This window comes from Roseateles cavernae (genome assembly GCF_040187885.1).
In the GTDB taxonomy this organism is placed as follows: domain Bacteria; phylum Pseudomonadota; class Gammaproteobacteria; order Burkholderiales; family Burkholderiaceae_C; genus Roseateles_E; species Roseateles_E cavernae.
The window spans coordinates 1,161,687-1,185,874 of the sequence record NZ_JBDPLH010000001.1; the positions used below are offsets into that span (position 1 = coordinate 1,161,687).

Sequence of the window (24,188 nt, forward strand, 5' to 3'; positions counted from 1 at the left end):
CAGGCGCAGCGCCTGTGTCGCCTCACATGGCCTTGCGCAGATTCGCCGGCGCGATCTTCAGGGCTTCGCGGTACTTGGCGACGGTGCGGCGGGCGACCTGGATGCCTTGCTCTTCGAGCATGTTCGACAGCGCGCTGTCGGACAGCGGCTTGGCCGCGTCCTCGGCCGCGACGAACTGCTTGATCAGCGCGCGCACCGCCGTGCTGGAGGCATTGCCGCCGGCCTCGGTGTTCAGGCCGGAGCCGAAGAAGTACTTGAGCTCGAAGGTGCCGAAGCGGGTCGCCATGTACTTGGCATTCGTCACCCGGGAGATGGTCGACTCGTGCAGGCCCAGCTCGTCGGCTATTTCTCGGAGCACCAGCGGCTTCATCGCCAGCTCGCCATGGGTGAAGAAACCCTTCTGCCGCTCGACGATGGCTTGCGAGACGCGAAGGATGGTGTCGAAGCGCTGCTGGATGTTCTTGATGAACCAGCGCGCTTCCTGCAGTTGGGCGCCCAGCGGCGAGTTGCTGACGCCGCCGCGGGTGGCACGCAGCGCCTGGGCATAGAGCTCGTTGATGCGCAGCTTGGGTGCGACCTCGGGGTTCAGCATCACGCGGAACTCGCGGCCGACCTTGTGAACGATCACGTCCGGGATCACTGCCTGGGCCTGGCCGCGCGCGAACTGGCGGCCCGGCTTGGGCTCGAGGCTGGTGATCAGGGCCTGGGCTTCACGCAGCAAGGCCTCGTCGGCGCCGGTCAGCGCCATCAGCTTCTTCAGATCGCGCCTGGCCAGCAGCTCCAGATGCTGCTTGCACACCAGGATGGCCACCACCTGGGCCTCGCTGCGCGGCCGTGCGCGCAGCTGCAGGATCAGGCATTCGGGCAGGTCGCGGGCACCGACGCCCAGCGGCTCGAGGCTTTGCAACCACTTGAGCGCGCAGCGCAGCCGGTCCAGCAACTCGTCGCGCGCCTCGGCATCCGAATCGCCGGCGAGGGATTCGACCAGCTCTTCGAGGCTGTCCTCCAGATAGCCGTCCTCGTTGAGCGACTCGATCAGCACATAGAGCGCGGCGCGGTCCTCGGGGCTCAGCATCATGCCCGCGAGCTGCTGGTTCAGGTGCTCCTGCAGGCTCAGGCCCGGCGAGTCCTGCTCGGGGCGCTCGCCGTCTTCGTCGCCGCTGCCGGAGCCGCTGTTGCTCGGCAGCTCGCGGATGCCGTCGAAGTCATCGCGCTCGGTGCCGTTCTCCCAGTCCTCGCGCTCGGTGGCGCCGAAGTCCTCGGCCTGGATCTCGGGCGTGGTCTCGGGCTCGCCGGCGCCGCTGTCGGCACCGATCTCGTCCTGGGCCTTGCGGATTTCGGGCAGCTCGGCCGCGGCCGGTGCGTCGGGGGATTCCTCTTCGGTTTCGAGCAGCGGATTCTGGGCCAGCATCTGCTCGACTTCCTGGTTCAGCTCCAGCGTCGACAGCTGCAGCAGGCGGATCGATTGCTGCAGCTGGGGGGTGAGCGCCAGATGCTGGCTGAGGCGGACCTGTAAGCTTTGCTTCATGGGCTTACATTCGGAAATGTTCGCCCAGATAGACCTTGCGCACGTCGGCGTTGTCGACGATCTCGTGCGGTGTGCCCTCGGCCAGCACCGTGCCCTCGCTGATGATGTAGGCGCGATCGCAGATGCCCAGGGTCTCGCGCACATTGTGGTCGGTGATCAGCACACCGATGCCGCGGCTCTTCAGGAAGCGGATGATGCGCTGGATCTCCAGCACCGCGATCGGGTCGACGCCGGCGAAGGGTTCGTCCAGCAGGATGAAGCGCGGCTGGGTGGCCAGCGCACGGGCGATCTCGACACGGCGGCGCTCGCCGCCGGAGAGCGCCGGCGCCGGGCTGTCGCGCAGCTTCTCGATGCTCAGCTCGTCCAGCAACTTTTCGAGCGCCTCGTTGATGCGGGCGCTCGACCAGGCGCGGCCGTTCTCGTCCTGCTGCAACTCCAGCACCGCGCGGATGTTTTCCTCGACCGTCAGCTTGCGGAAGATCGAGGCTTCCTGCGGCAGATAGGACAGGCCCAGGCGCGAGCGCTGGTGGATGGGCAGGCGCTGCACGGCCTGGCCGTCGATGCGGATCTCGCCGGCATCGGCGCGCACCAGGCCGACGATCATGTAGAAGCTGGTGGTCTTGCCGGCGCCGTTGGGGCCCAGCAGGCCAACCACCTCGCCGCTGTGCACATCGAGATGGACGTTCTTGACCACCTTGCGCACGCCATAGCTTTTCTGCAGGCCCTCGGCCTCCAGGCGGCTGACGGCGGCGCTGGGTTCCGGGGCGGCGGCCGTCATGAAGGCTTGCGCGGCTGTTGCAAGCCCGGGCTGGTCTGCAGCGGCAGGGCCGGCTCGGAAGCGGCCGGCTCGGAAGCCGCCGCGCGCGGCATCAGCACCATGCGACCACGGCCGGCCGGGTGGGGCGAGGCCTGGCCGCCCTCGATGCTGAAGACCTCGGAACGGTTGTCGTAATGGATCACCGCGCCGACCACCTCGTCGGCCACGGTGGCGCCGCGCATGCGCCGCACCACGGCATTGCCGACGAAGCGCACGGTGTCGGAGCGGCTGTCGTACTCGACCTGGTCGGCCGAGCCCTCGACTGCCTCGCCCGGCACATCGCGGGCCTGGCGGAAGGTCACCGGCTTGCCGGTCTCGCCGCTGGCATAGGCCTGCTGGTAGCCGTCGCTGGTCTCGCGTACATCCATGCGGGCCGCGCGCATCACCATGCTGCCCTTGCTGAGCACGACATTGCCGCTGAACTCGGTGCGCTGCTTGACGAAGTCGACCCCGCCGCGGTCGTAGTCGATATTGATCGGCTTGTTGCGGTCGGCCTTTTCGGCCTGCGCGGAGCCCGCCCAGCCGCCGGCGGCCAGCGCCAGGGCAAGCAGCATCGATCGGAGGGGGGCAGGTCTGTTGTTCATGGCGGCACAGTTCTTGCAGACCATTCTAGCCCCGGATTGGGGCCCGGGCGGGGTCAGGCCTTGCCGCTGCGCAGACGCTGGACCAGGAAGTCGACCGTGGCCAGCGCGCGCTGGCCCGATTCGATCTCGCTGACACGCTGGCCGGCAGAGGCCAGCGCCGGCGAGGTCCAGAAGCGGCCGCCGACGCCCAGGGCCGGCACGCCGTCGATGCGGTAGGCCTCGCTGAGCTTCTCGGCCTGGGTGCATTTGGTTTGCACGCCGAAGGAGTTGTAGGCCTGGGTGAACTTGTCCGCCTCGATGCCCAGCGGCGTCAGGAACTCGGTCATGGCCTTGACGCTGTCAAGGGCCTTGCCCTCGCGGTGCATCGCGGCAAAGACGCGGGCGCGCACGTCTTTTTCCTTGCCCAGCGCTTCGAGTGCATAGAACAGGCGCTGGTGCAGCTTCACATTGGCACGGAAAGCCACATGCACATGGCGGAAGCTGACGTCGGCGGGCAGTTGCTTGACCCAGTCGGCCACCACCGGCTCGAAGGCATTGCAGTGCGGGCAGCCGTACCAGAAGAATTCCACCACCTCGATCTTGCCCGGCGTGCCCGGCAGCGGCTGCGCCAGGCGCTGGTAATGCTTGCCCTCTTGCGGGCCGCCCTGGGCCAGACTCAGGCCCGGCACAGCCAGGGCCAGACCGGACAAGCCCAGCTGGGCAGAAAAATCACGACGCTTCATCCTGAAATCCTTTGCGAGGCAGCAGTAACAGATAACGCCTGCATCCTAAGCGAGTTGACTGCTCAGCGCTGGACGCGCACCAGATTCGCCTCGATGCCGGCGGCCTCGACCTTGCGCTGCAGGCCCTCGGCCTCGTCGCGGCCGTCCATCGGTCCGATGCGCACGCGGAACACCACGCGGCCCGACTGCTCGCGCTCATAGACCTTGGCGCTGAAGCCCTGCATCGCCAGCTTGGCGCGCTGCTGCTCGGCATCGTCGGAGCGCGTGTAGGCCCCGGCCTGGACGAAGTAGAGATAGGCATCGGCAGCGGCGGCACTCGCCGCCTTGGCGGGCGCCGTGGCTGGAGTGGTGGCCGGCGCGGTCGCGACGGGCTTGGTGCTGGCGGCCGGCGCGGCGGCCGCGACCGGCGCGGGGCTGGCGGGCGCGGGTGCAGGCGTCGCGACAGCCGGCGCCGGCACCGGGGCGGGGCTCAGCACGCCGCTGGCCGCCTTGGCGCCCGGACGGGGGCTCAGCGCGGCATTGGGATCCCAGTTGCGGTTGCGCTCGGCTTCCTGCGCGTCATGGTCGGCCGTGCGTTGCGGCACCTTGTTGATGAAGGGAATCGGCACCTTGGTGATGTAGAGCGCCACGCCGAGCGCGACGCCCAGCCCCAGCAAGAGCCCGACGATCAATCCCAGCACAAATCCACCCCGCTGCTGACGCTGCGCTTGAGCTCGGCTCATGAATTCTCCAGAGTTTCACGTGACATCACTTCCGGCGCGCTGACGCCCAGCACGGCCAGCGCATTGCGCAGCACCTGGCGGGTGGCGGCCAGCAATGCGGCGCGGGCGCGGGTCAGCTCGGGCGCCTGGTCCAGCACCCGTTCGGCCGCGTAGTAGCTGTGGAAGGCGCCGGCCAGATCACGCAGATAGAAGGCCACATCGTGCGGCGCCAGGCCCTCGGCCGCGCCGCTGAGCATGCGCGGATAGTCGGCCAGCTTGAGCATCAGCGCGGCCTCGGTCGGGGCCGTCAGCAGGCTCAGATCGGCAGTGCCGAGCAGGCTCTCGTCGCCGCCGGCGGCCACCCAGTTGCGGATGATGGAGCAGATGCGGGCGTGGGCGTACTGCACATAGAACACCGGGTTCTCGTCGTTCTGCTTCAGCGCCAGATCGATGTCGAAGGTGAACTCGGTGTCGGCCTTGCGGCTGGTCAGGAAGAAGCGCACCGCGTCGCGGCTGGTCCAGTCGATCAGGTCGCGCATGGTCACATAGGAGCCCGCGCGCTTGGACAGCTTGACTTCCTCGCCGCCGCGCATCACCAGCACCATCTTGTGCAGCACATAGTCGGGGAAGCCCTGCGGAATGCCGACATCGGCGGCCTGCAGGCCGCCACGCACTCGGGCGATCGTGCCGTGGTGGTCGGTGCCCTGCACATTGATGCACTTGGTGTAGCCGCGCTGGAACTTGTCGATGTGATAGGCCACATCGGGCAGGAAGTAGGTATAGCTGCCGTCGGACTTGCGCATCACGCGGTCCTTGTCGTCACCGTAGTCGGTCGTGCGCAGCCACAGCGCGCCGCCGTCCTCGAAGGTCTTGCCGGAGGCCAGCAGCTTGGCCACCGTGGACTCGACCGCGCCGGTTTGATAGAGGCTGGACTCGAGGAAGTAGTTGTCGAACTTCAGGCCGAAGGCCTGCAGGTCCAGGTCCTGCTCGTGGCGCAGATAGGCGACGGCGAACTGGCGGATGCTGTCCAGGTCTTCGATGTCGCCGGAGGCGGTGAATTCGCGGTCATCGGCCTTGACGGTCTTCCTGGCCAGGAAGTCGTCGGCGATGTCCTGGATGTACTCACCGTTGTAGGCCGACTCGGGCCAGCCCGCAGCGCCGGGCTTCAGGCCCTTGAGGCGGCACTGGGTCGAGTTGGCCAGGGTCGCGATCTGCACGCCGGCGTCGTTGTAATAGAACTCGCGGGTGACGTCCCAGCCCTGGGTCGCGAACAGGCTGCAGATCGAATCGCCCAGCGCGGCCTGGCGCGCATGGCCCAGGTGCAAGGGGCCGGTCGGGTTGGCCGAGACGAACTCGACCATCACATGCTGGCCATTGGCCGGCTGCGCACCGAAACCGGCGCCGGTGCCGAGCACCTCGGCGACGACGGCCTGCTTGGCGGCGGCCTTCAGGCGGATATTGATGAAGCCGGGCCCGGCAATCTCCAGTGCGTCCACCCATTGCTGGAAGGCCGGGCGGCGCTGCAGCGCCTCGATCAGGGCTTGCGCCAGCTCACGCGGATTCTTCTTCAGCGGGCGCGCCAGCTGCATCGCGGCGGTGCAAGCCAGGTCGCCATGGCTGGCCTGCTTGGGGGACTCGAAAGCGGCGGCCAGTTCGGCGCCGGGGCTCAGTTCTTGGATGGCCTCGCCGAGGGCGGCGAGCAAATCCTGCTTGGCTTGAATCATGGGCGCAATTCTACGGGGCGCGCATATGATGCCCGCCATGGTCACGGACTCCGGCCCCGCCTCTTCCATTCCCGCCGCCCATGCCGACTTGCCGGCCTATATCGGCAAGTACCGTGTGCTGCGCCGCCTCGGCGAGGGGGCCACCAGCGATGTCTTCCTGGGCTTGGACGAATTCAAGGCCAAGGAGGTCGCGATCAAGCGGGTGCGTGCCTGGGCGCTGACCAGCCGCGGCGGCCCCGACACGCAGGCCAACCGCTTCTATGCCGCCGAGGCCGCGCTGGCCGGCCGGCTGCAGCATCCCAATGTCGTGCAGATCCTGGATGCGGTGCCCGAGCAGGACGCGCCCTATCTGGTGATGGAATATGTGCCGGGCCTGACCCTGAAGAGCTTTTGCCGCAGCGACCGGCTGCTGCCGCTGGATCAGATCGTCGAACTCGGGTTCAAGTGCGCGATGGCGCTGGACTATGTGTTCCGCCAGGGCGTGATACACCGCGATGTCAAGCCGGCCAATCTGCTGGCGGTGCTGGACGCGCAGGGCCAGGTCACCGATGTCAAGGTCAGCGATTTCGGCAGCGCGCTGAACCTGCGCTCCGACGCAACCCAGGTCCACCGGGTCGGCTCGCTGGCCTATATGCCGCCCGAGCAGATCGAGGGCGGCGATGTCGATTGCCGCGCCGACATCTACGCGCTCGGTGCCGTGCTGTATCACCTGGCGGCTGGGCGCGCACCCTTCGACGCGCCCAGCCAGATGGCCTTGATGCACCAGATCTATCACCAGGCGCCGCCCTCGCTGGTGGGGCTGCGCGGCGGCGTCACCGCCGAGCTGGATGCAGTGATCCTGCGCGCGCTGGCCAAGCAGCCGGCCGATCGTTACCCGGACTGGGACAGCTTTGGCCGCGCGCTCTCGGATCTGGTGGCGCGCCAGCTGGTGCCGCTGGCGCGGCTCTACGAGGTCAAGGACTCCGAGCGTTTCAATCTTTTACGCGAGCTGGAGTTCTTTGCCGACTTCGGCGATGTCGAGCTGTGGGAGGTGGTGCACCGGGCGCGCTGGCGGCGCTATCCGCTCGAGCATGCGCTCTACAAGCGCGGCCAGGAGGGCAATACCTTCCACATCATTGCGCAGGGCGAGGTCGAGGTGTTCCGCGATGGCGCCAAGGTGGCCACCTTGGGCTCCGGCACCTCGGTCGGCGAGATGGCTTATCTGGCGCCCAACCCCGATCTGCGCCGCCACAGCACCGACATCAAGGTCAGCGAGATCTGCACGACGATCTCGTTCACGCCCGAGTCGCTGGGCCTGCTGAGTCCCGAATGCCAGCACCGCTTCGACCGCGCCTTCATCCAGGTGCTGGTGCGCCGCCTGCATGCGGCTCACGAGGCCATTGCGCACCCGCGCCGCATTCTGTGATGGCCCGGTAAACCGGTGTTGAGTCGCTGGCGTTGCTGTGTTGGAATCCGCCAGGGTCCCCGCCGGATCCGCAACCCATACCCCACAGGGAAGGAACAGCTCATGAAGCCCATCACCATCATGCTCGGCCTGGCGCTCGCCGCCTTCGGTGCCCACGCCGAAGAGAAGGCGGTCACGCCGCAGCAGCAGAAGATGAAGACCTGCAATGCCGATGCCAAGGGCAAGACCGGCGACGAGCGCAAGGCCTTCATGAAGGAATGCCTGTCGGCCAAGCCGGCCGCTGCGGCCGCCAACGGCACGCCTCAGCAGGAGAAAATGAAGACCTGCAATGCCGACGCCAAGGGCAAGAGCGGCGACGAGCGCAAGACCTTCATGAAGGAGTGCCTCAGCGCCAAATAAGGGGCGGAGCGCTCAGCGCTCCCGACCGGCGGCCCGAGCCCAGTAGCCCGGGTCGCCGTAATTGAGCTTCAGAAAGTCTATCCACAGCCGCACGCGCAGCGGCAGATGCTTGCGCTGCGGCACCACCGCGAAGATGCCGTTGGGCGGCGCGGCGAAGTCTTCCAGCACCGCCTGCAGCCGCCCGGCCTTGATGTCGGCCTCGACCTCCCAGATGCTGCGCCAGGCCAGGCCCAGGCCGGCCAGGCACCAGTCATGCAGCACCTGGCCGTCGCTGCAATCGAGCCGGCCGCTGGGCCGCCAGTGCAGCAGCTCCCCGTCCACCATGAAAGCCCAGCCGCGCGTCTGGCTGGCGTCCGAGCTCAGGCCCAGGCATTGCTGGCGCGCCAGCTCGGACGGGTGCTGCGGCACGCCGGCGCGCTTCAGATAGCCGGGCGTGGCCACGCACAGGCGCCGGTTGTCGGCCAGCCGCATGCTGACCAGGCTGGAGTCGACCAGATCGCCGACCCGCACCGCGCAGTCGAAGCCCTCGCCGGCAATATCCACCACCCGGTCGCTGAGGTTCAGCGAAATGCTCAGCTCCTGATGGCCGGCCAGGAACTCGGGCACCAGCGGCGCCACGTGGCGGCGCCCAAAGCCGGCCGGCGCGGTGATGCGCAGATGGCCACTGGCCTTGAGCCCGCCGGCGCTGACACTGGCCTCGGCATCGGCGAACTCGACCAGCAGGCGCTGGCAGTCCTCCAGAAAAGCGCTGCCCTCGTGCGTCAGCGTGATGCGCCGGGTCGTGCGCACCAGGAGCTTGACCCCCAGCCGCTCTTCCAGCGCATCGATGCGCCGCCCCATCACTGCCGGTGCCACGCCCTCGGTCTGGGCGGCGGCCGTCAGGCTGCCCTTGGTGGCCACCAGGGCGAAGGATTCGATCTGCTTGAGGCGGTCCATGCGGCGATTGTGCGCAGCGGGGCGGTGAAAGCAATCAATTAAGTCATTGATTTGTGCAAAAACATCAGGGATTCAATGCATTGGACGCCGTGAATCGGAGGGGCGGCCTGGCATAAATTCCTGGCATCACGCCTTGTCTCTTTTTTTATCCCGAGGGTTTTGCCATGACCGCACGCACCGCCTGCCACCGCCTCCAGGTCTCCACCGCTATCTACCGCTTCATCGAAGACCGGGTGCTGCCCGGCACCGGCATCGCGAGCCGTGACTTCTGGGCCGGCTTCGATGCCATCGCCCATGAACTGGCATCCAAGAATGCCGCGCTGCTGGCCGAGCGCGATCGCCTGCAGTCCGAGCTCGATGGCTGGCACCGCGCCCATCCGGGGCCGATCACCGACATGCCGGCCTACCGCGCGTTTCTGGAACGCATCGGCTATCTGGTGCCGGCCCCCGGCGCGGTCAGTGCCAGCACCGCGAATGTCGATGCAGAACTGGCCCTGCAGGCCGGCCCGCAGCTGGTGGTGCCGATCTTGAATGCTCGTTACGCGCTGAACGCGGCCAATGCGCGCTGGGGCTCGCTGTATGACGCGCTGTACGGCACGGATGCGATCTCTGAGGCCGATGGTGCCGAGCGCGCCGGTGCCTACAACCCGGTGCGCGGCGCCAAGGTGATCGCCTTTGCCCGCCAGGTGCTGGACCAGGCGGCGCCGCTGGCCGGTGCCTCGCACAGGGATGCGGCCGGCTACCGGGTCGAGGGCGGCCGCTTGGTGGTGGCCTTGCTCGGTGGCTCGACCACGGGTCTGACGGATGCGGCCCAGTTCGTCGGCTACCAGGGCGACGCGGCCGCACCCTCGTCGGTGCTCTTGGTCCACAACGGCCTGCATCTGGACCTCAAAATCGACCGCAGCACCCCGATCGGCGCCAGTGATGCGGCTGGCATCAGCGATCTGGTGCTGGAAGCGGCGCTGTCCACCATCCTGGACCTGGAAGACTCGATTGCGGCGGTCGATGCCGAGGACAAGCTGCTGGCCTACAGCAACTGGCTGGGCATCCAGCAGGGCACGCTGACCGAGGCGCTGAGCAAGGGTGGCAAGACCTTCACGCGCCGTCTGAACCCGGATCGCCGCTACACCGGCCCGAATGGCGGCGAGGTCGTGCTGCATGGCCGCTCGTTGATGTTCGTCCGCAATGTCGGCCATCTGATGACGAACCCGGCCATCCTGCTGGACGGCGGCGCCGAGATTCCCGAGGGCATCATGGACGCGGTCATCACGGTAACGATCGCGCTGCACGATCTGAAGCGGCGCGGCAACTCGCGCGCCGGCTCGATCTATATCGTCAAGCCCAAGATGCACGGCCCGGCCGAAGTGGCGTTCGCGGCCGAGCTGTTCGGCCGCGTCGAACAGTTGCTGGGCCTGCCGGACAGCACGGTCAAGCTGGGCATCATGGACGAGGAGCGCCGCACCAGCGTCAATCTGAAGGCCTGCATCGCGGCAGCCTCCAGCCGCGTGGCCTTCATCAACACCGGCTTCCTGGACCGCACCGGCGACGAGATGCACACGGCCATGCTGGCCGGGCCGATGCTGCGCAAGGGCGATATGAAGAGCAGCGCCTGGATCCAGGCCTATGAGCGCAGCAATGTGCTGACCGGCCTGTCCTGCGGCCTGCGCGGCCGGGCTCAGATCGGCAAGGGCATGTGGGCCATGCCGGATCTGATGGCGGCGATGCTGGAACAGAAGATCGCCCACCCCAAGGCCGGCGCCAACACCGCCTGGGTGCCGTCGCCAACCGCAGCGACCCTGCACGCGCTGCACTACCACCAGGTCAGCGTCGCGGCCGTGCAGCTGGAGCTGGAGAAGATCGATGCCGACGGCGAACGCGACGAGATTCTGAACAAGCTGCTGAGCATTCCCGTCGTGGCCGAGGCCGGCTGGAGCGCCGCCGAGCGCCAGCAGGAACTGGACAACAACGTCCAGGGCATCCTGGGCTATGTGGTGCGCTGGATCGACCAGGGTGTCGGCTGCTCCAAGGTGCCTGATATCCACAATATCGGCCTGATGGAAGACCGGGCAACCCTGCGCATCTCCAGCCAGCACATCGCCAACTGGCTGCACCACGGCGTGGTCAGCGAAGCCCAGGTGCGCGAGACCTTCGCGCGCATGGCGGCTGTGGTGGATGGCCAGAACGCTGGCGACGCCGCCTACAAGAGCCTGGTTGCCCACCCGCAAGGCGCGGCCTTCCAGGCGGCGCTGGATCTGGTGTTCAAGGGCAAGGAGCAGCCGAGCGGGTATACCGAGCCGCTGTTGCATGCGTGGCGACTGAAGGTGAAGACGGGAATTGCGTCCTGAGTGAGGGCGGACCGCACGGGTCCGCCGTTCACGGCCGAGATGGCAATGTTTGCCGGCCTGTGAATTGGGTGAAAACCCGCAAACGTATCGTGGACCCCACAGGCGCTTTCAGCATCTATGCAAAGCCGCAAATGCACTGCCTGCTGAGGTTGGCAATCGCGGCTGCATCAAGTGCTGTTGGCATCGATGCGCAGAAGGCTTCCCTCAATGCTGAAGTGTTGTAATTTCGGCACGCCAGCAGAGGCTGTGATGAGACTGTTTTCTCGCATTGGCCGATGCTGCGGCGCGGTATGCGAGAGATGACTTTTCGCACGGATCTCTCTGTAAACATAGGTTTCTGAACATCGAAAGAGGCTGCATGCCTGCGCAGACTCGCGAGCAATTGCGAGCTCATTTCCGAACGTCCTAGGTAGAAGTCCTGCATCGCCTGCGAGATGCGCGATCCGCACAATCGGCTCCTCATTCATCCTGCCGTCTGGCTCACAAAGCGCGGGTGGTGTCCTGGGTCAAGACCCAACGTCTACAAGGAGTGCAAATGTTTAGAAAATCGAAAATCAGTGCAGCGGCGCTTTTGGCCCTGAGCGGTGGTGTCGCGCTGACCAGCGCGCCCGCATTCGCGCAGGAAAAGCTGGAACGTATCGAGATCACGGGCAGCCGCCTGAAGAAGGTCGACCTGGAAGCCAGCAGCCCGACGGTGACCGTCACCGCCGCCGAGATCCAGGCCAACCAGGACGTCACGCTCGAGACCTTCCTGAACACGCTGCCGCAGATCAACCCCGCCGGCACCACCAGCTCGAACAATCCGGGCAACGGCGGTCAAGCCAATATCGACTTGCGTGGTTTGGGTGCTAACCGCAACCTGATCCTGATCGATGGTCGTCGCCCGATGGTGTCGGCATCCGACCAGACGGTGGATGTGAACACCATCCCGATGGCGATGATCGACAGCATCGAGATCATTTCCGGCGGCGCGGCCGCTGTGTATGGCGCCGATGCCGTGGCCGGTGTCGTGAACATCAAGCTCAAAAAGCGCTTCCAGGGCTTTGACCTGCGCGCGGGCACCTCCAAGACCACCAAGCAAGGCGACGCTCTCGAGCGCAATATCCAGGGCCTGATCGGCGGCAATTTTGCCGACAACAAGGGCAATGCGGTGCTGGGCTTCGAGTACGCACAGCGCGATGCGCTCTACAAAAAGCAGCGTCCGTTCTCCTCGCTGGCAACCAGCACCACGACCTCGTGGCCTGAAGGCCGTTTCGCTCCCAATTCCGCAAACCTGCCTTCGCAGGCCGCAGTGGACGCGATCTATCGGAGCTATGGCTACACGGGCCCTCAGATTTCCCGCGGTTCGGCGCATTCGTTCAACACCGATGGATCCCTGATCTACCCGGGCTTGTTCAACTCGCCTCTGGATGTCGTGAACTGGAAGTATCCGGTTGACGCAGGTGTGAACACGCGCTTCTTCCCCGATTTCTACAGCTACAACTTCGATCCGGAAAATCTGCTGGTCTTGCCGCTGAATCGCCGCTCTGTCACGGCCAAAGCGGACTACCAGTTGAACAACGGCGTTGAGGTGTTCGGGCGCTTCTCTAACACCCGCTACGACGCGACGACCGCACTGGCTCCGACACCCGTGGCCGGTGGCGCTTGGCGTGCCCCGGGCCAGGCGACTGCTTCGACCCAGATTGTCAGCCGCTTCATCGTGCCCGGACGGACCGGTAGCACCTTGCTGGTGGCACCCGACAACAAGTTCATCCCTGCTGATCTGCGCGCCTTGCTGAACAGTCGCGCCGGAGATGATCCGTCTTTGGTGGGCGCGGGGGCCAATGAGCCCTTCGCCATGGGCTGGCGTACTGTGGCCGCCGGCCTGCGTTCGTCGACCTACGAGAACGAAGTGACCCAGTACATGGCAGGTGCCAAGGGTGACATCTTCAACACCGGTTGGACCTGGGAAGGCTCGCTGTCTGAAGGCCGTACCAAGATCGATCAGCTGCAGTTGGGCAATATCAATGCGCAAAAGTTGGCTGATGCCTTCGGCGCTGCCGATGGCGGCGAGAGCCTGTGCGCTGGCGGTGTGAATCCTTTCGGTCGTCAAGCGCTGTCGGCAGAGTGCGCCGCCTGGCTGCAGCTGCCTACCTCGCTGAAGCAGGAGTACAAGCAGACCATTGCTCAGTTCTTCGTCTCGGGTGATGTGGTCAAGGTGCCGGCCGGCATGGTCAGTGCCGTCATCGGCTACGAGTCCCGCCGCTTCAAGTATGAGCTGGACCCGGGTGCCGCTTCCAGCCCGGTCTATGGTTTCAATTCGCAGAGCCCGGCAAAGGCCAAGAACAGTTTTGACGACTTCTTCGCGGAGTTGTCGGTGCCCCTGGCCAAGAACCTGCCGATGATCCAGTCGGCCAATCTGTCGCTGGCTTATCGCAACTCGGCCAGCCAGGCGGCCGATGTGCTTGATGGTATCGAGACACCCAAGAAGCGCTCTAACGCCTTTGCAGCGAACCTGGACTGGCAGCCGACCCGCGAAATGCGGGCTCGCGCCTCGGTGCAGCGTTCGGTCCGTGCGCCCAACTTCGGTGAGCTGTTCGATGGCGGCGGCAGCTTCCCGAGCTTCTTCGATCCTTGCTCGGTCAACAGCGTCGGCCGCACGACTGGCGCCAATGCTGCCCAGCTGGGTGCGCTCTGCGCCGCCACCGGCGTGGCGAACACCAGCTTCGTCGCCACACCCGGCGCGCAGGCAGAAACCAACACAACCGGCAATATCAACCTGAAGCCCGAAACGTCCACCTCGGCGACCCTGGGCCTGGTGTGGACGCCGAGCTCGGAGGGCCTCTTCAAAGGCTTCCGCGGATCGGTGGACTACTATCGCATCAAGGTCAAGGATGCGATCACGACGCCTGATGTGAATGAGTTCATCGCGGATTGCTACAACTACAACGGCCGCAACCCGACCTACGACGCATCGCAATTCAGCTGCTCCACCATCTTCCGCTCGGGCAGCTCGATCTTCGGTGCTTACGATCCGGTTGATCCGGATGGTGCGTTCGCCGGCAGCAATGGCGGTCGCATCCAGACCTCGGGCATCGACTTCTCGCTGGGCTGGGGTGGCAGGGTCGGCCCGGGTCGCCTGGATGTGCAGGGCTTCTGGACCCATCTGCTGGAGTACAAGTCCAGGACCACCACGCTGCTGCCCACGATGGACTATGCAGGTACGGTGGCCTACTTCGGTGCTGGCCTGGGTCAGACCTTCCCGAAGAACAAGGTGACGGTCGCGAGCAACTACAAGTGGGGTGATGTCGGCATCGATCTGCGCATGCGCTATATCGGCGGGATGAGCAACCGTATGGCCAAGCTGTTCCCGGGTGAGGTTCTGACCGGCGTGCCGGCTACCGTCTACTGGGATCTGGGTGGCAGCTACGACTTCACCAAGAGCATCTCGGTGCGTGCAGGTATCAACAACCTGCTGGACCAGAAGCCCCGCCAGTACTCGCCGAACGTGCAGTCCGGTACCGACCCATCCACCTATGACGTGGTCGGACGTCGCTACTTCGTGACGGCGAACTTCAGCTTCAAGTGATGTTGTAGAAGTAATTGCCTAAGACAACGGCCGCAGCAATGCGGCCGTTTTTCTTGGCACGGCTAAAGTGCAGTGACCCCGACCCGATCGAGCCGGGCAAAAAGAGGAGCCACCCGGACGCAGACCAGGTCGTTTCGTTACCCGTCAATTCACCCTGTTCACCCTGATGCTGCAGCTTTCCGCACTCCAGTCTGAAGACTTCGTCCATCGTTTTGAGTCGGTCGGCCGTGCGCAGGCGACTGAGATTTTTGCGCCGCCAACTGCCGAGCGCCTGGCCGAGGCGGCCGAGAAGGCCCCGTTCAAGCTGTCCGTGAACAGCGGGCCGAAGTCCATGGATCTTGATCTCGCTGAACTGGCCAGCCTGACGCCATTGCAGCAGGAGCAAATGCAGTCCCTGATCTATTCAGGCGCACGCTCGGGTTTTCAGTACTGCTTCGACAGCTATCGCTTGTCGGACGAGGTCGACAGCGGTGCCTTGAAGCAGGGCCCGCTGTTCGATTTTCATCAAGCGATCAATTCAGAAGCTGCATTGGAGGCGTTTCGTCGCCTGGCTGGCGATGAACGCATCAGCTTTTGCGATGCCCAGGTTACGCGCTATCGACCGGGACACTTTCTCTCTACCCACGACGATGATGTGGCTGCCAAGAACCGGGTCATGGCCTATGTGGTCAATCTGACCCGGCACTGGCGACCCGATTGGGGTGGGCTGCTGCTGTTTCATGGGCAGGGCGGGCTTGTCGAGGGCGGTTTCTCACCGCTTTTCAATGTCATGAACCTGTTCAAGGTGCCGCAACAGCATTCGGTCAGCCAGGCGGCTCCGTTTGCGGGAAGTGACCGGCTCTCGATCACAGGCTGGGTTCGCCGCGCCTAGATGGCAATTCGAAACGTTGTTTTGATGCAAATTTTGCGCGTTTTCATTTAGGTATTTACCCTTTCAATTCCTGCTTTGGTGCAATTGCCGCACAAACGGATGCCCAAATCGTCATCTGCGGCCTTGCTCGAAAATGAAGTGCTGCAGACTCCTGCGTACGAAGCCCCGGCGAACTGTCCGGGGCTTTTCTTTTGGCGCCGGCCCTACCGAGCCGGCGATCCTCAGTACCCAAGGAGTTCCCATGTTCAAACTCAATGCGGTCAGCCTGGCTGTTGCCGCCGCACTGTCCGCCGCAGCCCTGCCGGCAGTTTCTCAGCAGAACGACACCAAGCTGGAACGCGTCGTGGTGACGGGCTCGGCCATCAAGCGCATCGATGGCGAAGCCCCCGCACCGGTCGAAGTCGTGAGCCGTGAAGACATCCGCCGCACCGGCGCGACCACGGTCAATGAGCTGATCCGCACCCTGTCGACGGTCGATGTCTTCGACCAGGGTGAGCTGAGCTCCAATTCGCCCGGCGGCTCGGGCACCGGCTCGGTCGGCATGCGTGGCCTGGGCGACACCCAGACCTTGGTGCTGGTCAATGGCCGTCGCGTCCCGGTCAACCCGCTGGCCGACGCCAGCGGCGCCGGCGCCGCGTTCGACATCAATCAGCTGCCGCTCGGTGCGATCGAGCGTGTGGAAATCCTGAAGGACGGCGGTTCGGCCATCTATGGCTCGGATGCCGTGGCTGGTGTCGTCAACTTCATCCTGCGCAAGGACTTCCAGGGCGTCGAGCTCAAGACGGGCTGGGGCCAGTCCAGCCGTGGCGACGCGACCGAGAAGCAGGCCGGCGTGGCCGCTGGTTTTGGCGATCTGTTCAAGGACCGCTTCAATGTGCTGGTCGCGCTGGATGTGTTGAAGCGCGACCCGATCTATCGCAAGGATCGCGACATCTCCAAGTCCATGGACTTCCGTCGTTTCGGTCCGATCGGAAGCCTGAATCTGGACGGCCGCAGTTCGTTCTCGCCCTATGGCAATATCCTGAACGATGATTTCGCCCCAACCGGCGAAACCGTCAAGCCCTGCCCGACCGAGCTGGTCAACGGCACCTGCCGTTATGACCCCAACGCCAGCCTGTTGACCGCTTACAACGGCGCTGATCGTGTGTCCGGCCTGATTGCCGGTACGGTGCAGCTGACCGACGATATCCAGGCCTATGCCCGCTATATGGGCTCGCGCAGCGAGGATCATTTCGAGGCCCACCCGGTGCCCGACTACTTCCTGCTGCCGGATGGTCGCTACTACATGGGCCGCTTCATGCAAGGCGGTCCGCGCATCACCGACCGCAAGAACACCTTCAACAATATCGACCTGGGTGTCGAGGGCACCACCGCGAAGCTGGACTGGAAGCTGGGCCTGTCGCACGGCGTGGCCAAGACCACCAACCGCGACAGCGGCTACTACGACCGTGCCAAGTGGGACGATGCCACCGGCAGCGGCAAGCTGGACGCCACCAGCAACCAGAATGACCAGGCCCTGGTCGACAGCCTGAAGGTCACGCCGGTGCGAAAGGGCACGGCCGAGCTGACGGCGCTTGATGCTCAAGTCGGTGGGGACTGGTTCAAGCTGCCTGGCGGCATTGTTCGTTATGCCGCCGGTTTCTCCGCTTGGCAGGAAAAGTTGGTCGACGCCCCGGATGCGCAGCAACTGGCCGGCACCGTGGTCGGCAGCATCCAGCAGTCGGGCATCAACCGCAGCCGTGATGCGCATGCCGTGTTTGGCGAACTGCAGCTGCCGATCACCAAGACGCTGGAGGCGCAGGCCGCCCTGCGCTACGACGATTACGGCAGCGCCTCGCGCTCCAGCCCGAAGTTTGGTGTCCGCTGGCAGCTGCTGCCCCAGGTGCTGATCCGCAGCTCTTACTCGCAGTCCTTCAAGATGCCGACGCTCAAGCAGCTGCACGGCAATCCGGGCGAGGGCGCGGCCAACCTGACCGCAGAGCAATGCGTGAAGGTGGGCATGACCGCCCCCTGTGCTCTCGCGCCTTACAAGAGCGTGACCGGCGGCAATGCCGACCTGAAGCCCGAAACCGCCAAGAGCTACAACTTCGGCGCGGTGTTCGAGCAAGGGGCGCTGTCGACCAGCGTCGACTACTGGCGCATCGACAAGGACCAGAACATCGAGGAACTGGATTTGAACCAGGCGATTGATCGCGGCCTGTTCCAGCGTGACGGCAAGGGTGAGCTGCGCATCTTCCAGAACCTGCAGAACTACGCGCAGTCGAACTACAGCGGTGTGGATGTCGATGCGCGCTACAAGCTGTCGACCGCCATGTTCGGCAAGCTGAGTGCCAAAGCCTCGGCCACCTACTACCTGCATCAGCGCCGGCGCGAGAAGGCCGGTGACGCCTGGGAGGAGTCCAACGGCACCTACGCGACCCCGCGCTGGCGCACCGCGTTCTCGCTGACGAGCGAGCTGGGCCCCTGGACCACCACCGCCATGGTGCGCACGACCTCGGGCTTCTGGGACACCGACAGGCACTACGATGAGTTCAAGCAGCTCGCGGTCCTGCGCAAGGTGTCCTCGCACACCGAGGCCGATCTGAGCCTGTCCTACGCCGGCGTCAAGAACCTGACCCTGGGCTTCGCGATCAAGAATCTGTTCGACAAGATGCCCCCGTTCAGCGTGACCAACGCGACCGACAACACCAACTCTCAGCAAGGCTTCGCCGAGCTCTACACAAGCCGCGGCCGGTACTTCCAGCTGACGGCCCAGTACAGCTTCCGCTGAACGCCCTAGGGCTTATGCCCATCAGCCCGGCGCCTTCCCGCGCCGGGCTTTTTTTGCCTCCGTCCGGGCCTCCCTAGAATGGCAAGCCGTATCCAAGGAGGATTTCATGTCGGAGCCTGCTGTCCCTGTCGTTGGTCTGCCCTCTGTCTGCGAGGTGCTGATCATCGGCGCCGGCCCGGCCGGCTCGGCTGCCGCACGCCGACTGGCCCAGCAAGGTCTCGATGTGCTGCTGGTCGACCAGCACAAGCCCGGCCGCGACAAGATCTGCGGCGATGGCCTGATCCCGGATGCCCATGCCGCGCTGTCGCGGCTCGGCGTGCTGGACGCGGTGATGGCCAAGGCGCAGCGCATCGCGCATGTGGGCTGCATAGGCCCGCGCGGCGGCCGCATCGATGTGCCGGGGAATCTGGCGGTGCTGCCGCGGCGCGAGCTGGATCTGCTGCTGCTGGAGGCGGCGCAGGCGGCCGGCGCGCGTGTGCTGACGCCTTGGCGCTTCGAGGCGCCGCTGGAGGATGCGCAGGGCCGCGTCGTCGGCGCCCGGCTCAGGCAGGACGAGCAGCTGATCGAGATCCGGGCCCGCTGGCTGCTGCTGGCCACCGGCGCGACGCCGATGGCCCTGAGCGCCGCCGGCATGTGCGAGCGCCACACGCCCAGCGGCGTGGCCTTGCGTGGCTATGTGCGGGCGCCCACGATGGTGGGCCGCATCAAGGCGATGGACGTGGTCTGGAGCCGGGCGCTGCGGCCGGGCTACGGCTGGATCTTTCCGGCGCCCGATGACTGCTTCAATATCGGTGTCGGCGTGACCGGCAGCCACAGCTCCGCCGCCGGCAAGGGGGCCAAGAAGGCGCTGAATCTGCGCGCCATCTTCGATGCCTTCACCACGCATTACGAGCCCGCCGCGCAGCTGATGCGCGAGGGCGAACTGGTCGGCGAGTTGAAGGGCGCGCCGCTGCGCTTCAGTCTGGAGGGCGCGCGCTGGAGCCGGCCCGGCCTGATGGTCACCGGCGAGGCGGCGGGCTCCACCTACTCCTTCACCGGCGAGGGCATAGGCAAGGCGCTGGAGACCGGCATGCTGGCCGCCGAGGCGGTGCTGGCCCATCGCGAGGACGATGCCGCGGCGCGCGCCCTCTACGAGCAGGGCCTGCGCGGACTCAAGCCCAAATTCGATCTCTATGCCCGCGCCGACCGCATCAACGGCACGCCCTGGCTGGTCGATCTGCTGATCTGGCGCGCGCAGAAAAGCCCGCGCATCCTGCGGCGCATGAGCGGCGTGCTCAACGAGACCGCCAACCCCGGCAGCCTGATCACTGTCAAGGGGCTGACCCGCCTGTTTCTGGAGTAGCCCTGATGTGCCAACTGCTGGGCATGAATGCCAACACGCCGACCGATGTGATGTTCAGCTTCACCGGCCTGGCTACCCGGGCCGACGAGCACAAGGACGGCTTCGGCATCGCCTTCTTCGAGGGCCGCGGCCTGCGCCATTTCGTCGACCACCACAGCGCCCGTGCCTCGCCGCTGGCCGAGCTGGTCAAGCACTACCCGATCAAGAGCGATAACGTCATCGCCCATATCCGCAAGGCCACCCAGGGCCAGGTGGCGCTGGAGAATACCCACCCCTTCCAGCGCGAGCTGTGGGGGCGCTACTGGGTGTTTGCGCACAACGGCAATCTGGTCGACTTCCATCCGCGCCTGCATGCCGCCTTCAAGCCGGTCGGCCAGACCGACAGCGAGCGCGCCTTCTGCTGGCTGATGCAGGAGCTGGCCAAGGCGCACTGCGATGTGCCGAGCATCGCCGAGCTCAGCGCCACGCTGGCCGAGCTGATGCCGCAGCTGGCGCGCCACGGCACCTTCAACATGCTCTTGTCCAACGGCCAGGCACTGTGGGCCCATGGCTCCACCCACCTGCACTATCTGCTGCGGGCCCATCCCTTCGGCCCGGTCCAGCTCAGCGACGAGGACCTCAGCGTCGATTTCGCCCATCACACCACGGCCCAGGACCGCGTCGCGGTGATCGCCACCGAGCCGCTGACCCGTGACGAACCCTGGGTCGCGTTCGCGCCCGGCGAGCTGAAGGTGTTTGTCGACGGCGCTCTGCTGGCGCGCTGAAGCCACCGCCCAACCGCCGAATCCGCCATTCGCCGCAGCGCCAGCGAGCGGCGCCCGGCGCCTGCCTAGACTGTCACTCATGAGCGAATCCACCCGCAAGCCCGCCGCGCTGGACTGGACCCAGTGGCTGTGCCCCGGGCCGCGCCGGGTCTTCGCCGCCGAGGAACTGGCGCGTGCCGGCACCCAGGCCTGGCCGCGCGGCATCGACCACTATGTCTACGGCAACACCCTGGTGATGCTGCTGATCTTCAGTGCCGAGCTGCCCGAGGGCTGGGGCCTGCCGGTGCTGCTGCTGACCCTGGCTGCTGCGGCCGCCGCGCTGGCCGTCGCGCGCTGGCTGTGGCGGCGGCCGAGCCGGCTGCGCCTGAATATTGCCAGCTGGCTGCTGACCCTGCTGTTCCTGCTGGGCCTGCTGCTGTACCAGGGCCGGGGCCACCCGACGCCGGTCCTGCCGCTGCTGGTGGTGACCGGCGCGCTGGTGACGGCGCTGAGCGCCTGGTGGTTTCTGACGCTGTACCGTGTCCAGCAGATCGAGGCCCGGCTGGCCGAGCTGGACGAGCAGGCCCGCAGCCTGAGCCTGGCGCGCCGCCTCGCCACGGCCCAGATCCAGCCGCATTTCCTGTTCAACACCCTGGCCTCGCTGCAGCACTGGGTCGACACGCAGGACGGCCGCGCCGGCCCCACGCTGCGCTCCTTCACCCGCTATCTGCGCGCCACCCTGCCGATGTTCGAGCGCGATGCGCTGAGCCTGGCCGACGAGCTGGCCATCGTGCGCAGCTATCTGGAGGTGATGCAGGCCCGGCTGGGCGAGCGGCTGCGCTGGGCGCTGCGGGCCGAGCCGGGACTCGATGCGCTGCAGCTGCCGCCCGGAGCCCTGCTGACCCTGGTCGAGAACGCGATTGCCCATGGCATCGAGCCCAGCCTGCGCGGCGGCCGCATCGAGGTGCAGGTGCGCGCCGAAGCGGGCCGGGTGCAGCTGGAAGTCAGCGATGATGGCGCCGGCCTGGCGGCAGCGCCCTGCGATGGCGTCGGCCTCGCCAACACCCGCGCCCGCCTGGCCCAGCTGCATGGCGAGCGCGCCCGGCTTGAAGTCCTGCCGCAGCAGCCCGGCTGCCTGGCCCGCATCACGATTGACCCGCATCCATGAGCGATATCAAAGCCCTGATTGCCGATGACGAAGAAGGCCCGCGCGAGCAGCTGCGCGCCGCGCTGGTCCGGCTATGGCCCGAGCTGCAGATCGTGGCCGCCAGCGCCAACGGGGTCGACGCCTGGGACGACTATCTGGCCGACGAGCCGCAGATCTGCTTTCTCGACATCCGCATGCCCGGCCTGAGCGGCATCGAGGTGGCGCGCCGCATGGCCGCCACCGCCACGCCGCCGCAGGTCGTCTTCGTCACCGCCTTCGATGACCACGCCATCTCGGCCTTCGACGCCGGTGCGGTCGACTATCTGATGAAGCCGGTGGACGAGGCCCGCCTGAGCCAGGCCATCACGCGCCTGCAGGGCCGAGCGCAGCGCCGGCAGCCGGTCCCCGATCTGCAGGCACTGCTGCAGCAGCTGCTGCCGCAGGCGGCCGCGGCCCGCCTGCAGCGCCCGATCCAGGCCTCGCTGGGCCGCGAGGTCAAGCTGATCGCGCCGGAGGAGGTGATCTTCTTCGAGAGCGACAACCGCTACACCCGGGTCGTGCACCTGGGCGGCGAGGCCTTGATACGCACGCCGCTGAAGGAGCTGCTGGCCAGCCTGGACGCCGAGCAGTTCTGGCAGGTGCACCGCTCGGTGCTGGTCAACAGCCGCCAGATCGCCAGCGCCCTGCGCATCGACGAGAACACCATGGTGCTGACCTTGAAGGGCCGCGAGGAGAAGCTGCCGGTGTCGCGCCAGTTCCAGGGCCTGTTCAAGGGCCAGTGACGCGCTGCGCACCCAAGCGGGTCAACCCGGCTGCGGCAAGACCGGGCTTTGGGCACAATCGGCCGCACTGCCAATACCGCTCCCGCCATGTCAGCCCTGCCCAGCCCGCGATTCGACGAGTTCTACCGCTACGAGGAGCTGACCCAGCTCCTGTTCGCCTACGCCGAGGCGCGGCCCAATCTGGTCTCGGTGCGCAGCATCGGCAAGAGCTACGAGGGCCGCGACATCTGGGTGCTGGTGCTGACCAATACCGCCACCGGCGCCGATATCGACAAGCCGGCCTTCTGGCTGGACGGCAATATCCACGCCGCCGAGCTGACCGCCTCGACCACCTGCCTGTACTACCTGCACGACCTGCTGCTCAAGTACGGCACCCCGGATGAGCAAGGCCGGCAGGTGACCCAGCTGCTGGACAGCCGCGTCATCTATATGGTGCCGCGCCTGAACCCCGACGGCGCCGAGTTGGCCCTGGCCGAGCGGCCGCGCCACATCCGCTCCTCGACCCGCCGCTACCCCTATGACGAGGAGCCGGTCGACGGCCTGAGCATCGAGGACGTCGACGGCGACGGCCGCATCCTGACGATGCGCGTGCCCGACCCGCATGGCGGCTACAAAAAGCATGAGCAGGACCCGCGCCTGATGGTGGCGCGCGAGCCCGGCGAATTCGGCGGCGAGTACTACCGGCTGATCCCCGAGGGTTTCGTCAAGAACCACGACGGCCTGACAGTGACGGTCAACCGCGACCGCGAGGGGCTGGACCTGAATCGCAACTTCCCCAGCGAGTGGCGCCAGGAGTACAAGCAGGTCGGCGCCGGCCCTTATCCGACCAGCGAGCCCGAGGTGCGGGCCATGGTGGACTTCATCACCGGCCACCCCAATATCGGCGCGGCCATCAGCTATCACACCCACAGCGGCGTGATCCTGCGCCCCATGGGCGGCCACAGCGACGAGGACATGATTCCCGAGGATCTGTGGGCCTACAAGCGCTTCTCGGAGCTGGGCGTCAAGCACAGCGGCTACCCGGCCATCAGCATCTGGCACGACTTCAAATACCACCCCAAGGAAGTCATCTCCGGCACGCAGGACTGGGTCTACGAGCATCTGGGCGCCTTGTTCTGGGTGGTCGAGATCTGGTCGCCCAACAAGGAGGCCGGCATCGAGGGCTATAAGTGGATCGACTGGTACCGCGACCATCCGGTCGAGGACGACCTGAAGCTGCTGAAGTGGAGCGACGAGCAGTGCGAGGGCCGGGCCCATGTGGACTGGCGGCCCTTCCAGCACCCGCAGCTCGGCGCGGTCGAGATCGGCGGCTGGGACAAGATGAACTACTGGCGCAACCCGCCGCCGCATCTGCGCGAGCGCGAGGCCGCGCGCTTCCCGGGCTGGATGAACCAGATCGCGCTGTCCCTGCCCAAGCTGGAGCTCTTGCGCACCGAGGTGCGGGCGCTCGGCCCCGACACCTGGCGGGTGCGCCTGGCGGTGGCCAATAGCGGCTATCTGCCGGCCTACATCACCAAGCGGGCTCTGGAGCGCAAGGTGGTGCGCGGCGTGATGTTCGAGATCCACCTGCCGCCCGGCAATCCCGAGATCAGCCTGCTCGGCGGCAAGGAGCGCATCGAAGGCCCGCAGCTTGAAGGCCATGCCCCCAAGCAGAGCCAGCAGGCCTTCCTGCCCAGCCGCGAGGTCACGGCCGACCGGGCCGTTGGCGAGTGGGTGGTGCGCGCGCCCAAGGGCACGCGGCTGGCGCTGACCGCCAGTGCCGAGCGGGCCGGCACGGTGCGTACCGAGGTGGTGCTGGACTGAG

At 66.2% G+C, this 24,188-nt stretch carries 18 protein-coding genes; 11 read left to right on the forward strand and 7 right to left on the reverse strand.

Features of this window, described 5'->3' with window-relative positions; translation table 11 throughout:
- Positions 1-22: 22 nt before the first annotated feature.
- The 6 genes from ABGI63_RS05520 to argS all read right to left on the reverse strand — a co-directional run bounded on the left by ABGI63_RS05520 (position 23) and on the right by argS (position 6,076).
- Positions 23-1,528 (reverse strand): RNA polymerase factor sigma-54, encoded by a 1,506-nt coding sequence (locus tag ABGI63_RS05520; RefSeq protein WP_349741437.1) that lies wholly within the window; start codon positions 1,526-1,528, stop codon positions 23-25.
- Positions 1,529-1,532: 4 nt separating this feature from the next.
- On the reverse strand, positions 1,533-2,306 hold the full coding sequence (gene lptB, locus ABGI63_RS05525; RefSeq protein WP_349741438.1) for an LPS export ABC transporter ATP-binding protein: 774 nt from the start codon (positions 2,304-2,306) through the stop codon (positions 1,533-1,535).
- The gene (gene lptA, locus ABGI63_RS05530) at positions 2,303-2,899 is read right to left on the reverse strand and encodes a lipopolysaccharide transport periplasmic protein LptA (RefSeq protein WP_349741439.1); all 597 of its coding nucleotides are present in this window, start codon (positions 2,897-2,899) and stop codon (positions 2,303-2,305) included. Before lptA ends, lptB begins: the two co-directional genes overlap by 4 nt.
- 83 nt (positions 2,900-2,982) lie before the next feature.
- Positions 2,983-3,651 (reverse strand): thiol:disulfide interchange protein DsbA/DsbL, encoded by a 669-nt coding sequence (locus tag ABGI63_RS05535; RefSeq protein ID WP_349741440.1) that lies wholly within the window; start codon positions 3,649-3,651, stop codon positions 2,983-2,985.
- A gap of 62 nt (positions 3,652-3,713) precedes the next feature.
- Complete coding sequence (locus ABGI63_RS05540) at positions 3,714-4,373, reverse strand: SPOR domain-containing protein (RefSeq protein WP_349741441.1); 660 nt, start codon at positions 4,371-4,373, stop codon at positions 3,714-3,716.
- The gene (gene argS / locus ABGI63_RS05545) at positions 4,370-6,076 is read right to left on the reverse strand and encodes an arginine--tRNA ligase (protein ID WP_349741442.1); all 1,707 of its coding nucleotides are present in this window, start codon (positions 6,074-6,076) and stop codon (positions 4,370-4,372) included. The genes ABGI63_RS05540 and argS overlap by 4 nt, the downstream gene beginning before the upstream one ends.
- 37 nt (positions 6,077-6,113) lie before the next feature.
- Here argS and ABGI63_RS05550 point away from each other — a divergent pair, with 37 nt between their 5' ends.
- The gene (locus ABGI63_RS05550; protein WP_349741443.1) at positions 6,114-7,481 is read left to right on the forward strand and encodes a serine/threonine-protein kinase; all 1,368 of its coding nucleotides are present in this window, start codon (positions 6,114-6,116) and stop codon (positions 7,479-7,481) included.
- 120 nt (positions 7,482-7,601) lie between these two features.
- Positions 7,602-7,880: a PsiF family protein gene (locus ABGI63_RS05555; protein WP_349741711.1), complete on the forward strand. Its 279-nt coding sequence runs from the start codon at positions 7,602-7,604 to the stop codon at positions 7,878-7,880.
- A gap of 12 nt (positions 7,881-7,892) precedes the next feature.
- Here the strand turns inward: ABGI63_RS05555 and ABGI63_RS05560 are convergent, their stop codons facing one another.
- The gene (locus ABGI63_RS05560) at positions 7,893-8,816 is read right to left on the reverse strand and encodes a LysR family transcriptional regulator (protein ID WP_349741444.1); all 924 of its coding nucleotides are present in this window, start codon (positions 8,814-8,816) and stop codon (positions 7,893-7,895) included.
- 164 nt (positions 8,817-8,980) lie between these two features.
- Here ABGI63_RS05560 and ABGI63_RS05565 point away from each other — a divergent pair, with 164 nt between their 5' ends.
- The 9 genes from ABGI63_RS05565 (at position 8,981) to ABGI63_RS05605 (ending at position 24,187) form a co-directional block, all read left to right on the forward strand.
- The gene (locus tag ABGI63_RS05565; RefSeq protein ID WP_349741445.1) at positions 8,981-11,161 is read left to right on the forward strand and encodes a malate synthase G; all 2,181 of its coding nucleotides are present in this window, start codon (positions 8,981-8,983) and stop codon (positions 11,159-11,161) included.
- 535 nt (positions 11,162-11,696) lie between these two features.
- Positions 11,697-14,729 carry a TonB-dependent receptor domain-containing protein gene (locus ABGI63_RS05570; protein WP_349741446.1) on the forward strand — a complete coding sequence of 1,011 codons (3,033 nt, stop codon included), beginning with the start codon at positions 11,697-11,699 and terminating at the stop codon, positions 14,727-14,729.
- Between the two features lie 166 nt (positions 14,730-14,895).
- Complete coding sequence (locus ABGI63_RS05575; protein ID WP_349741447.1) at positions 14,896-15,600, forward strand: 2OG-Fe(II) oxygenase; 705 nt, start codon at positions 14,896-14,898, stop codon at positions 15,598-15,600.
- Between the two features lie 241 nt (positions 15,601-15,841).
- Complete coding sequence (locus ABGI63_RS05580) at positions 15,842-18,370, forward strand: TonB-dependent receptor (protein ID WP_349741448.1); 2,529 nt, start codon at positions 15,842-15,844, stop codon at positions 18,368-18,370.
- A 106-nt stretch (positions 18,371-18,476) separates the two neighbouring features.
- On the forward strand, positions 18,477-19,712 hold the full coding sequence (locus ABGI63_RS05585; RefSeq protein ID WP_349741449.1) for an NAD(P)/FAD-dependent oxidoreductase: 1,236 nt from the start codon (positions 18,477-18,479) through the stop codon (positions 19,710-19,712).
- Positions 19,713-19,717: 5 nt separating this feature from the next.
- A complete protein-coding gene (locus ABGI63_RS05590; RefSeq protein ID WP_349741450.1) occupies positions 19,718-20,476 on the forward strand; it encodes a class II glutamine amidotransferase in 759 nt (252 codons plus the stop codon).
- A gap of 79 nt (positions 20,477-20,555) precedes the next feature.
- Positions 20,556-21,623, forward strand: coding sequence for a sensor histidine kinase (locus ABGI63_RS05595; protein WP_349741451.1), 1,068 nt, complete (start codon positions 20,556-20,558; stop codon positions 21,621-21,623).
- Positions 21,620-22,384 (forward strand): LytR/AlgR family response regulator transcription factor, encoded by a 765-nt coding sequence (locus ABGI63_RS05600; RefSeq protein WP_349741452.1) that lies wholly within the window; start codon positions 21,620-21,622, stop codon positions 22,382-22,384. The genes ABGI63_RS05595 and ABGI63_RS05600 overlap by 4 nt, the downstream gene beginning before the upstream one ends.
- Before the next feature lie 87 nt (positions 22,385-22,471).
- The gene (locus tag ABGI63_RS05605) at positions 22,472-24,187 is read left to right on the forward strand and encodes a M14 family metallopeptidase (RefSeq protein ID WP_349741453.1); all 1,716 of its coding nucleotides are present in this window, start codon (positions 22,472-22,474) and stop codon (positions 24,185-24,187) included.
- Position 24,188: the final 1 nt, after the last annotated feature.